We start from the raw sequence: 12003 nt of genomic DNA, 5'->3' as shown, positions 1-12003 counted from the left end.
GGGAAAGGATTTTCCGAGAATATTTTTCAAATCCCCCAAAATGGTTAAAAAAAAGCCCTCACGGGATGTGAAGGCCTGTGGAAATTTTATGCTGATTTATTTAACTCTTATGATAGGAAGCCATTTCGATATCGTCAAGCAAAACCTTACCCTTACGGGCTTCCGATTTGCGCACGGCACGGCTTACACGTTCATCCTGCTTACTGAGGATCCTGAACATCCATTTTTGTTTAGCCTCCTGACCTTTGAAAGCCCCGATAACTGAACCAACCACTACTGCAATCATGATGATAGCTTTTTGTTGAAATCTTTTCATACCCACTGTTTACGCTGTGACGAAATACTGCTGCTAACCTGTTTTGCCTGTCTACTTATGTAAGACATTTTAAATATTACAAACGCTGTTCCATATTTTACAAAATGCAAATTATTTTGTTGGCCTTTACAGGAATTTAACAAGTTGCATAAACAACCAATTGACGAGTCGTGAACATTAAATAGTTTTCATTCTTATAGAATTTTCTTCTATTCACGATTCACGATTCACGGTTAACGGTTCATGGTTCACTATCTTCGCAACTTCATAAAACAGATCACTGATGAGGCTCTTGTTTGCATTGCTTCTTTGTTCCCTTAACATTTACGCCCAGTATCCTTCCTTTCCAGATTACCCCAAAGGGTTTTTTCGTAATCCCCTCAATGTGCCCATAGAACTGAGCGGCAATTTTGGTGAGTTGCGTCCCAACCACTATCATATGGGTCTTGACCTGAAAACATTAAAACGGGAAAACCTGGCTGTAGTGGCAGCGGCCGATGGATATGTATCCCGCATAAAAATTGAGCCTGGTGGATTCGGCAAAGCCATCTATATTACCCACCCTAATGGATACACAACTTTATATTGCCATCTTAACGATTTTTTCCCGGCACTGGAAAATTGGGTAAAGGCATTACAATATGCCAAAGAATCCTGGTCGCTTTACGAAGAAGTGCCACCTAACCTTTTCCCTGTAAAAAAAGGCGATTTTATTGCCTACAGCGGCAATGCGGGCGGCTCACAGGCTCCGCACCTTCATTTTGAAATCCGTCGTACAGTCGATGATGTGAACCTTAATCCGATGCTTTTTGGATTACCACTGGAAGACAATACCCCGCCAATCCTAATCAGGCTTGGATTATATGACCGCACCCGGAGCGTTTATGAGCAATCGCCCAGGCTTATTGCGCTTAAGCCTAAAGGAATTGGCGTATATGAAGCTGTCCAGCAGACTGTTTCCACCCCTAAAATCAGCCTTGCTTTGTCTGCTTTTGATACCCATTCGGGTTCCACTAACCAAAATGGTATTTTTGAAGCGGTGCTTTACGATAATGACAAAGCAGTTGTGGGTTTCCGCATGGACCAGATATCATATGCCAATACCCGTTACCTTAACGCGCATATTGATTACAAAAATAAAGCTAACGGTGGCGTTTACCTGCAGCACCTGAGTGAATTGCCCGGATACATCCATTCTATTTATACCCGGTTTACCGGTGATGGTGTTCTTGATTTGTCAGACGGACAAGTACACGCAATAACTGTTGTTGTAAAGGACGCCTACGGCAATACTTCCCGGGCTATTACCTCAGTAAAGTATTCCGGGGTTCAAACCAGCCAGCCCCCGGCGCCAGGCAAACGATTTTTTCCGATGATGGTTGATGTATTTGAATCTCCCGGATGTGAGTTCATCATTGGGGAACGCTCGCTTTATGATTCTGTATCTCTTGCCTATAAGGAATCAGCGGCGGTGAGTTCTGATGCTGTTTCAGCCGTCCACACTATCGGTGCAACCTATATTCCCCTCCAGGATTCAATGGTGGTGAGAATCCTTCCAACAAAAGAATTGTCTGAAGAGCAACGGAACAGCCTGGTGATGCAACGTTTTTCGGTCGCAAAAAAAGATGTTCAGAAAGTTAGCTGGCAGAAAAACTGGGCAATGGCCAAATTTCGAGATTTTGGGAGTTTCCAGCTCTTGGTTGACCAGGAAGCACCTGTTATTGTCCCGATTGGATTTTCAGAGGGCTCGAACTTATCTAAAGCTGCACGGTTATCTTTTACAGTTACCGATAATCTCGACGAATGGAAAGTGACCCGCACCGAAATTGATGGTAAATGGATCCGGTTTACCAACGACAAGGGTAAGTATTTTCATTATAAGTTTGATGAGAAATGTCCGGCAGGATCCCATACCCTGAAAATTGTAGCCAAAGATGAAGCAGGTAACCAAACAGAAAAATTATATCATTTCGACCGATAAACATCTATTATTTACCATACACAATGATTACACTTCAACCTGGCGATAAAGCCCCGGCTTTTAGCGGCAAGGACCAAAATGGCAAAACCGTTAAACTGGCCGATTTTAAAGGCAAAAAGCTCGTATTGTATTTTTATCCACAAGATATGACGCCTACCTGCACGGTTCAGGCTTGCAACCTTAGGGATAACTATGCCCTGCTTCGGAAACATGGGTTTGATGTTTTGGGTATTAGTCCCGATGCAATAGAAAGCCATAAAAAATTTGAGGCCCGCCATGAGTTGCCCTTTACGCTGATTGCTGATCCTGATAGAAAAATCATTGAGCTTTATGGGGTTTGGGGCGAAAAGCAGTTGTATGGCCGTAAATACATGGGTTTGCACCGGACAACCTTTGTGATTGATGAAAAAGGGAAGCTACTTAAAATATTTGCCAAGCCGAAAAGCAAGGAGCATGCCGAAGAAATTGTTGCGGCCTGCGGTGATGCGGGAGAACGAAAATTAAAAGCGTGAAATACCGGATCCGGGAAAATTCATTCTGGGCCAGAATGGCTGCAAAACGCCTTAAATCGGAAAAAATGGCTATGGTGCTTGGCAAAACCATACACCTGCATAATACCAGCTTTCAGGAATTATTGAGTAATCGCAGGTGGCTAAGACACGAATTGGCCCATGTGCAACAATTCCGTCAGCTGGGCTTTTTTTTATTTCTCTGGAAGTATACCATCGAATCCTTCAGGCATGGGTATTTCCACAACCGGTTTGAAATTGAGGCAAGGGCTGCAGAATCAGATGAAAGCCTCGATAATTTTGTTTTCCAGCCGAGTAATAAACAGCTGCAGAGGTCGTCAGCCTGATCAGGAGGGTTCTTACATCCATTCTACCTCCCCGAACCTAAAGTTGCGGTCGATGGTATCCTGGGTAACCAATTCGCCCATTGCATTCACTTCCCGGATAATTGTGCTTATTTCCTGTTTTTGGTATTTTAACATAACCTTTTTTCCCCGGCCGTACAATGCCTGGTTATATTCTGCCTTAATTGCTTCTGTATTTCCTGATACCAACTGCTGCCAGCGGATTTCAAGAAACCCGCACAATCGTTGAACCTCTTCCATCAGGTCCAGCGTCTTTCCGGTAATCTGTTTCAGGGAAACAGGCCTTTTCGCCCCGGAATCAAAAACCACTTGGTTCACATTTAAACCAATTCCCACTATGGCAAACTGCCAGAGCGGGCCCAACCAGTTGTTCTCAATTAGAATTCCTCCTGCCTTTCTGTCACGCCAGTATAAATCATTTGGCCATTTAATTGAGGCATCTTCCCCTATATGCTGAAGGAGAAAATCATAGCAACCCAGAGATATTGCCATACTCAGGGGAAAAATTGCTGCAGGGCTTAGCACGCTGGTTTCCAGCACAATACTCAGCATTATATTCTCGCCTTTCCGGGAAAGCCATTGGCGGCCCATCTGACCCTTTCCGGCGGTCTGTTCCAGGGTGAAAAACACTTCCCCGTGCCGGGTTTGGCGCTGGTGAGCCAGGGCCATGGCATAGTTGTTGGAGCTGTCTACCGACTCCAGCAGGATTATACGTTGGCCAATGTGGTGAACGGGCATGGGATTGCGTAAAAGATTAGTACTTTTGATCGTAGCGAAAGTAGTATTTTCAGTTTATTGATCACTTAAAGAATAGATTATTGGAACCATTGTCAGTGTTAGCTTCTCGTCAACGAAATAGTGTGACCCGCTTAACCAAGAACTCGAAGATTCTTAAAACCATTATCAAAGCAATTCAGGACAAGAAGGGCGAAAACATTGTATCGCTCGATCTCCGCAAAATACACGAAGCAGTTGCAGATTTCTTTATTATCTGCCAGGCGAGTTCTACTACCCAGGTAAAGGCCATTGCCGATTCCATTGAAGTAGAAGTAAAGGATGAGTTAGGGGAATTGCCCTATCGCCATGAAGGACAGCAGGCTGCCCAATGGATACTTATCGATTATGTGAACGTAGTGGTTCATGTTATGCAACCGGAAACCCGGAAGTTTTACCGGCTGGAAGAAATGTGGAGCGACGCTCCCATGACAGAATACAAAGGATAATTTATCCATTGAATTGAACAATACAGCCAAATAAGCATTAGTAATTCTTTATAGTCTAAATAATATATGTCACAGGAAGATTTGAAACCAAACGATAGGGGAGGATTTAACCGGATGAGACCCAGGCCTGAAGGAAATAATGGTGATCCCCGGAAGGGACCTAAATTCAATTTGTATTGGATTTGGGGTATTCTGGCAGTGATCTTATTGGGGTTTAACCTGTTCAGTTCATTTGCACCCGATACAAAACGCATCACTTTTGCTGAATTTAATGAACAGATGCTGGCTAAAGGGGATGTTGAAAAGATAATACTCATCAGTAATAAGAACCTTGTACGCGTATATATTCGCAAGGATAGCTTAAAAAAGGACTATTACCAGAGTAAATTACCCAAAGGGTATAATCCGGACACAGATAAAGGACCTCAATTTGAGTTCACTATCGCAAAGCCTGAAATTTTTACCGACGACCTCCGCGATTTTTACCAAAAGAACCCGGCTGTAAAGGAAGTTCCGCGCATTGATGATACAGAAGGCGATTGGCTGGCTCCGATTTTCCAGTTCGTACTGCCCATATTCGTGATTGTGCTTATCTGGGTGCTGCTGATGCGGAAAATGGGCGGTGGTGCCGGGGGAGGAGCCGGACCAGGCGGAATCTTTAATATCGGTAAATCTAAAGCACAGCTTTTTGATAAGGGTACAAAAGTGAATATCACTTTTAATGATGTGGCCGGGCTGGATGAAGCAAAAGTGGAAGTGATGGAGATCGTTGATTTCCTCAAGAATCCTAAAAAATATACCAACCTGGGAGGAAAGATACCAAAAGGTGCTTTACTGATCGGGCCTCCGGGTACTGGTAAAACGTTGTTGGCAAAAGCTGTCGCTGGCGAAGCGCAAGTGCCTTTTTTCAGCCTTAGCGGAAGTGATTTCGTGGAAATGTTTGTAGGGGTTGGTGCCAGCAGGGTACGCGACCTGTTTAAACAAGCCCGTGAAAAAGCGCCATGTATCATTTTCATTGATGAAATTGACGCCATTGGCAGGGCTAGGGGAAAGAACGCGATTATGAGTAATGATGAACGTGAAAGCACCTTAAACCAATTGCTGGTGGAGATGGATGGGTTTAGTGGTGAAAGCGGCATTATTGTTCTTGCTGCTACTAACCGTCCTGATGTTCTGGATACCGCATTGTTGCGTCCGGGCCGTTTCGATCGCCAGATTTCCATAGATAAGCCAGATGTTAAAGGACGGGAAGCGATTTTCAAAGTCCACCTTAAACCAATAAAGGTTTCTGAGGCAGTTGATATCCATAAACTGGCTGAACAAACGCCAGGTTTTGCTGGTGCCGATATCGCCAACGTTTGTAATGAAGCAGCACTTATTGCCGCCCGTAAAGGCAAGGAAGCTGTGGATATGTCCGACTTTCAGGATGCGGTTGACCGCGTAATTGGCGGACTTGAAAAAAAGAATAAGATAATTTCCCCCGAAGAGAAGAAAATCATCGCCTACCATGAGGCAGGACACGCTATATGCGGATGGTACCTCGAGCATGCTTACCCACTGCTGAAAGTTACCATCGTGCCGCGCGGAACGGCTGCCTTGGGATATGCGCAGTATACACCAAAAGAACAGTACCTCTATAATACCGACCAGTTGATGGACCAGATTTGTATGACGCTGGGCGGCAGGGCAGCTGAAGATCTTTTCTTTGGTAAGATTTCGACCGGCGCGCAGAATGACCTCCAGCAGATTACCAGGATGGCCTATGCCATGGTATCTGTTTATGGTATGAATGAAAAAGTGGGAAATGTTAGTTTTTACGATCCCCAGCAGGAAAACTCTTTTACCAAACCATACTCAGAAGAGACTTCCAGGATGATTGATGAGGAAGTTAGGAAACTGATCGATTCGGCTTACGAACGAACAAAAGAATTATTGCTGGAGAAAAAACAACAGGTTGAAGTGCTGGCTGAAAAATTGCTCGATAAGGAAGTGCTTTTCCAGAATGATGTAGAGCTTTTAATCGGCAAGAGGCCTTATGAAGAGAAGAAAACGCTGGATGTGGAAGAAACACCAGCTATCGCATAAAGTTGATTATGAATATATCCGCTTCAAAAGAGAATATTTTAAAGAAGATCAGGAAGGCGTTGAGCGAATCAACGCCTCTTCCTTTTCCGGCAAGCGAAGGCAGCCAGTCTGTTTTTAAGGCCCGGGAAGATGACCTGGAATTGTTATTTGCTGGAGCCTTTTCGAAACTTCAGGGTAAATTTTCATTCTGCATTGATGGAAATGATTTGAAATTACAGTTGACTTCTTTAGTGAAGGAAATGGGATTGAAAAACATCTATTGCCCGGAAAAAAACCTGCAAAACCTGCTTGGCGGTTATGGAGAATATGGCGATGTTAAAACCTGTGGTGCCAGTATTACCAGTTGCGAATACCTCGTTGCCCGGACAGGTTCCATCATATTAAGCTCAGCCCAGGAATACGGCAGGACCACCAGCGTGTATGCCCCGATCCACATTTGCATCGCAACAACAGATCAGCTGGTCTATGATGTTCGCGATGGGTTAAAAATGATGAAAGAGAAATATGGTTCTGCTTTACCCTCTATGATCAGCTTTGCTTCAGGTCCCAGCCGTACTGCAGATATTGAAAAAACACTGGTTGTCGGGGTTCATGGCCCTAAGGAAGTTTACCTGTTTTTAACGGATAAATTTTAAGGTGAAAAGACCTTTTTCCACAATTGCCGTTCTTCCTATCTTCATGGCATGAACATGCTTCCGGAATATCAGCTTTTTGTATATGGGTCCCTTCGAAAGGGATTCCATCATGCTGCATACGAATATATCCGCCGTTATTTCGACTTTTTAAGTGATGCCCATGTCCATGGATTATTATATGACATGGGTGAATATCCTGCTGCAATTCCTTCAGAAACAAATGCAACCATTGTTGGTGAATTGTACAGGATTAGGGAAATTGATGAGTTCGATTGGGCCCTTGGCCAGTTAGATGATTATGAGGGCCTGAACCCTGAAGAGAGTGAACCCGATTTATATCGCCGCGAAAAGACTTCGGTTTTCCTTCCCGACGGGCAGGAAACTACTGCCTGGATATATTGGTTTAATGGTGATACCACCGGCAAACCTTTAGTAGTATCAGGAGACGTATTACAATACATGGCGGGCAAGTCAAATGTCTGATACTTTTAAAGTGTGAGACACCCTCCCTTCTCATTATATTTGCGAACATGCAAATAGGAACAGGCAAAAAAATATATTTCCTTTCGGATTTTCATTTGGGTGCTCCGGATTATGACCAAAGCCTCAGAAGGGAAAAAAAGTTGGTTCAATTCCTCGAAGAGATATCCAAAGATGCAGCGGGGATTTTTATTGTTGGAGACCTTTTTGATTTCTGGTATGAATATAAATCAGTCGTTCCAAAAGGCTATGTTCGCCTGCTCGGAAAGCTTGCCACCATTACCGATAATGGTATCCCTGTTTATTTTTTTGTTGGCAACCACGATATGTGGATGAATGGGTATTTTGAAAAAGAAATCAATATCCCTGTATACCACAGGGAAATGCCTTTTGAATTTAATGGGAAAAAATTCCTGGTCGGCCATGGGGATGGACTTGGCCCGGGCGACCATGGTTATAAGCTCATAAAAAAAATTTTCCGTAATCCCTTTTGCCAATGGTTGTTCGGGATTATCCATCCGACTATCGGGATTGGGCTTGCTAATTATATGAGCCGTAAAAGCAGGTCTGCTACAGGCCAAACAGATGAGCGCTTTCTTGGTGAGGAAAATGAATGGCTGATTAGTTATTGCAAAGAAACCTTACAGGAACAGCACTATGATTATTTTGTTTTCGGGCATCGGCACCTGCCAATTGATTTTCAATTACCCGGTTCCAGCAGGTATATTAACCTGGGCGACTGGTTGCGTTATGATTCTTATGCGGAATTTGACGGACAAACACTCCACCTGAAATACTACAAATCATGAAAGCACTTGCATTGGTTTTTTCATTATTTGTTCATGCTGTCCTTTTCGCACAATCAGACAGTATAAGATTGGAGTTTACTATTGGTGAACAACTCAATGATTTTGCTGTCGATAACCTGGGCAATATATTCCTGGTAAGCGAATCGGGACAATTGAAAAAGCTTTCACCAAAAGGGGATTCAATTGCTGTTTTTAATGATGTTCGCAGGTTTGGAAAGCTATTTTCAATTGATGTATCAAACCCTTTAAAAGTATTGCTTTTTTACAAGGATTTCGGCACCGTCGTGGTATTAGACCGCATGCTTAATAACCGTAATATCATTGATTTCAGGAAGCAGAACATTATGCAGGCAAAAGCCATCGGGCAATCATATGATAACGGAGTTTGGGTATATGATGAGTTAGATGCTAAGCTGAAAAGGCTTGATGACAATGGAACAGTAATCAGCGAAACAGCCGATTTCAGGGTTTTAATTGATGCACCACCTTCTCCCGTTTATCTTGTTGATGCTAACCGCCTCGTTTATTTATATGATCCCGAAAAAGGATTGATTGCCCTTGATTATTTCGGCACAATCAGGAATAAAGTAGCCATACTGGGCTGGACGGATGTCCAGGTAATTGGCAACCGGATACTAGGCAGGAAAGGTAAAATCCTGGTTAGTTATGCTTTAAACTCAATGGACCTTCGGGAGCAGGATATGAAATCCCTGCTGCAGGGTGTTAAAAAGATCCAACTGGCAATGGATCATTTATATTGTTTGAAGGATGGTGTTTTGCAAGTGTATACATTATCTAACCACGACCAGAAATGAACGACTTATTATCATACGAAATTTTTGATAACACTATCAGGGCTTACCTGGTTTGCTTTGGGACAATTCTGCTTATCGTTTTGTTCAGGAAATTTTTATCACGGATTATTTCAAAGCTATTATTCAAGGTTATACGACGCAGTTCCTGGAAGATCGACCAGAAATCATTTGTTGAATTGTTGCTCCAGCCGATGGAGATTTTCCTGATCATTTCAATAACCATGGTTGCACTTGATAAACTGAACTTCCCTTCCGTACTTGACTTTGAATTGTACCATATTAAATTCAGGCGTATTGTGGATGGTCTTGCAAAAGGTTATTTTATTATCATATTTATATGGCTCTTACGGAGGATTATTGATTTTGTGGCGTTACTGATGGAACAAAATGCCAACCTTACACCAGAAGTTTCCGATAACCAGATGATTGTATTTTTTAAAGACTTCTTTAAAGCAGTATTAATCATCCTGGGAATATTATTGATTATACGGTTTTCATTCAATAAGGAGATTTCCACATACCTGGCCGGACTAAGTATCGTTGCGGGTGCACTTGCACTTGCCGCGAGGGAAAGTCTCGAAAACCTGATCGCCTCTTTTATCATCTTCTTTGATAAGCCTTTTCAGGCTGGTGACCTGGTGAAAGTGCAATCAATTACTGGTACTGTTGAGAAAATAGGGCTCAGAAGTACTCGTGTTCGCACTGAACAGAAAACATTTGTGACAGTCCCCAATAAGCAAATGGTTGATAGTGTCCTGGACAATATTAGCTTGCGCACACAGCGCAGGGCCGACCTGAACCTGGAATTGTCGCTGCAAACTTCATCGGATAAATTGGATAATGCTATTAGTGCAATAAAAAACTGCCTTTCCCATCCGGTTGTCGAAAATTATTTTGCGTTCCTCAGCGACATAACGCCAAATGCTTTCCTGGTCCATATTGAATATTACACGGCAATTATTCCGATCAGGGAATTCAATCAGTTGAAGCAAACGATTAACCTGTCCATTTTGCGTTCCCTGGAAGAACTTGATGTAGTTCTTGCCGGTGAGAGTAAAGATATCAGGATCATTACAACAGGTGGATCAGCCGGAGTACCTTAAAGGTTTGTTTTCAATTCCAGTAAAAATGATTTGAAGTTCTGCAGGGCCTGGATCACAGCAAACTGTTTTTCGGTTTTTTTCTTCTGCAGTTTCAGGTGTTCCTTAGCTCCTTCAAGAGTGAATTTCCGCACCCTGATCAGGTGGTATATTAAATGGAGGAATTTCACATCATCCGGACGAAAATGCCGGTCGCCCTTACGGTTTTTCCGTGGATGCAGCATGCCGGCAAACTCGTTGCTCCATGTGCGAATCAATGAAGGATTCATCCGGAACATATTAGCCACATCGCCAATACTGTAATATTGTTTGCTGTACAATTGTTCATCTGCGGGAATTTCAATAAGGTCAACTTCCGCAGCAATATCTTTTAAGGATTTCCTGCCCCTTTTGCCCGAAGTGGCAGATTTCCAGGCCTTTTCCTTCTCTTTTCTTCCGGGCTTTTTGCGGATAGTGAGAACAGTTGATTCATCCACTAACGGAATTTTAACCGGTGCTTTATCAACAGCCGTCCGCACCTCTTTAGCCCTTGGGATTTCCTTGTCTGGGGTAACAGATACTTCCGGAGCTGCGGGCTCTTCGAAGCCAAAATTCAAGCTGATCTGCTGGTAAGGTTTCATATCTCTCGTATAAAGATACTATTGGGTTGCCGCAATAATCCGGCCGGAAAATTTCTGTGGATAAAAAGTCGGGGTCACCGGTTAATCAAAACTTTGGTTGCTTGCAGCAGCCATCTTGAGCAGGCGGTCATATTGTTCCGGACTAAGGTCATTGTAAAAGAAGTATACCGGATCCAGCCTTTTATCGTTTTTGTGGACCTCATAATGGAGGTGAGGGCCTGTCGATTTTCCAGTGCTTCCAACGTATCCTATGATTTCACCCCGCTTAATATGTTGGCCGGCAGTTGCTTTTACACGAAACATATGGCCATAAAGGGTTTCATATCCATAACCATGGTTAATAACCACGTGGTTTCCAAACCCGTTACCTGTATTTCCAGCCTGCTTAACTATTCCATTCGCGGTAGCATAAATAGGAGTACCCTGTGGTGCGGCAAAATCCAGCCCGGCATGCATTTTCACCGTTTTATATACCGGGTCGATGCGGTATCCGAATCCCGATGCTATACGGTTTAGATCCTTATTACTAACCGGTTGAATTGCTGGTGTACAGGCCAGCAGGATCTCTTTATTTTTGATAAAGCCACCAATATCATCGTATGATTTTTTCTGGTAGGCCACCCGTTTATTAAGGTTATTAAGTGTGGTAATAATATCGCTGTATAAGTCATCGGCATCCATGGCCTGTACCAGCTGGATTTCCTTAATTTGTTCCATTTCCTTCACCCTTGCACTGTCTGGAATAGGACTGGCCTCAAAAATTGCCCGGTAAACATCATTGTCCCGTTTTTCCAGCTCTGTCATTTGTTGCTGCAATTTGTGGACGTTGCCTGATAACACTTCGTAGTTCTCACTGGCTTTTTCATATTGCTGGCGCAGGATTTTTTCTTTTGGAGAATCGAGGTATTGAAAGGCAATTGAAACAATGATCAGCGCAGTAACCAGTGAACCGGCTATAAACCCAAGGGCACGCAGCAATTTAACCCTTAGGGGTGTTTCCAGTTTTTCGTACCGGAGGGTGTTTGGGTTGTAGTAATATTTGATTTTTTTCATATATGCCTGCAC

At 43.2% G+C, this 12003-nt stretch carries 14 protein-coding genes; 10 read left to right on the top strand and 4 right to left on the bottom strand.

The features are described 5' to 3' along the window. Window positions 1-100 precede the first annotated feature (100 nt). Window positions 101-316, bottom strand: a complete 216-nt coding sequence (locus LAQ65_RS16045) for a hypothetical protein (protein ID WP_224118010.1) — start codon at window positions 314-316, stop codon at window positions 101-103. A 283-nt stretch (window positions 317-599) separates the two neighbouring features. Between LAQ65_RS16045 and LAQ65_RS16040 the strand changes: the two genes are divergently transcribed. Genes LAQ65_RS16040 through LAQ65_RS16030 form a run of 3 tightly spaced genes read left to right on the top strand, consistent with a single transcriptional unit; the run spans window position 600 to window position 3153 of the window. Then, window positions 600-2297 (top strand): M23 family metallopeptidase, encoded by a 1698-nt coding sequence (locus LAQ65_RS16040; RefSeq protein ID WP_224118009.1) that lies wholly within the window; start codon window positions 600-602, stop codon window positions 2295-2297. Window positions 2298-2320: 23 nt separating this feature from the next. After that, a complete protein-coding gene (gene bcp / locus LAQ65_RS16035; protein ID WP_224118008.1) occupies window positions 2321-2809 on the top strand; it encodes a thioredoxin-dependent thiol peroxidase in 489 nt (162 codons plus the stop codon). Window positions 2810-2844: 35 nt separating this feature from the next. Then, window positions 2845-3153: an eCIS core domain-containing protein gene (locus LAQ65_RS16030; protein ID WP_224118007.1), complete on the top strand. Its 309-nt coding sequence runs from the start codon at window positions 2845-2847 to the stop codon at window positions 3151-3153. A gap of 12 nt (window positions 3154-3165) precedes the next feature. On the opposite strand, the gene LAQ65_RS16025 is transcribed toward LAQ65_RS16030, so the two are convergent. Continuing rightward, complete coding sequence (locus tag LAQ65_RS16025; RefSeq protein ID WP_224118006.1) at window positions 3166-3909, bottom strand: biotin--[acetyl-CoA-carboxylase] ligase; 744 nt, start codon at window positions 3907-3909, stop codon at window positions 3166-3168. A 122-nt stretch (window positions 3910-4031) separates the two neighbouring features. On the opposite strand from LAQ65_RS16025, the gene rsfS reads away from it, so the two are divergent. The 7 genes from rsfS to LAQ65_RS15990 all read left to right on the top strand — a co-directional run bounded on the left by rsfS (window position 4032) and on the right by LAQ65_RS15990 (window position 10321). Then, window positions 4032-4394 (top strand): ribosome silencing factor, encoded by a 363-nt coding sequence (rsfS, locus tag LAQ65_RS16020; RefSeq protein WP_224118005.1) that lies wholly within the window; start codon window positions 4032-4034, stop codon window positions 4392-4394. A 66-nt stretch (window positions 4395-4460) separates the two neighbouring features. Further along, window positions 4461-6479 carry an ATP-dependent zinc metalloprotease FtsH gene (gene ftsH, locus LAQ65_RS16015; RefSeq protein WP_224118004.1) on the top strand — a complete coding sequence of 673 codons (2019 nt, stop codon included), beginning with the start codon at window positions 4461-4463 and terminating at the stop codon, window positions 6477-6479. A gap of 8 nt (window positions 6480-6487) precedes the next feature. Continuing rightward, window positions 6488-7114: a LutC/YkgG family protein gene (locus tag LAQ65_RS16010; RefSeq protein WP_224118003.1), complete on the top strand. Its 627-nt coding sequence runs from the start codon at window positions 6488-6490 to the stop codon at window positions 7112-7114. A 48-nt stretch (window positions 7115-7162) separates the two neighbouring features. Further along, on the top strand, window positions 7163-7597 hold the full coding sequence (locus LAQ65_RS16005) for a gamma-glutamylcyclotransferase family protein (RefSeq protein WP_224118002.1): 435 nt from the start codon (window positions 7163-7165) through the stop codon (window positions 7595-7597). Between the two features lie 47 nt (window positions 7598-7644). Next, window positions 7645-8403, top strand: coding sequence for a UDP-2,3-diacylglucosamine diphosphatase (locus tag LAQ65_RS16000; protein ID WP_224118001.1), 759 nt, complete (start codon window positions 7645-7647; stop codon window positions 8401-8403). Further along, window positions 8400-9218, top strand: a complete 819-nt coding sequence (locus LAQ65_RS15995) for a hypothetical protein (protein ID WP_224118000.1) — start codon at window positions 8400-8402, stop codon at window positions 9216-9218. The genes LAQ65_RS16000 and LAQ65_RS15995 overlap by 4 nt, the downstream gene beginning before the upstream one ends. Beyond that, window positions 9215-10321: a mechanosensitive ion channel family protein gene (locus LAQ65_RS15990; protein ID WP_224117999.1), complete on the top strand. Its 1107-nt coding sequence runs from the start codon at window positions 9215-9217 to the stop codon at window positions 10319-10321. Before LAQ65_RS15995 ends, LAQ65_RS15990 begins: the two co-directional genes overlap by 4 nt. Here the strand turns inward: LAQ65_RS15990 and LAQ65_RS15985 are convergent. Beyond that, window positions 10318-10938 (bottom strand): MerR family transcriptional regulator, encoded by a 621-nt coding sequence (locus LAQ65_RS15985; RefSeq protein WP_224117998.1) that lies wholly within the window; start codon window positions 10936-10938, stop codon window positions 10318-10320. The two genes, LAQ65_RS15990 and LAQ65_RS15985, sit on opposite strands and share 4 nt — an antisense overlap. Window positions 10939-11019: 81 nt before the next feature. After that, entirely contained in the window at window positions 11020-11991 is a 972-nt protein-coding gene (locus LAQ65_RS15980) for a peptidoglycan DD-metalloendopeptidase family protein (protein WP_224117997.1), read from the bottom strand. Window positions 11992-12003 lie beyond the last annotated feature (12 nt).

The organism is Flavihumibacter profundi (assembly GCF_020076305.1).
Taxonomy (GTDB): Bacteria; Bacteroidota; Bacteroidia; order Chitinophagales; family Chitinophagaceae; genus Flavihumibacter; species Flavihumibacter profundi.
The sequence above is the reverse complement of the archived record's forward strand: the minus strand, read 5'-3'. Positions and strand labels throughout refer to the sequence as shown.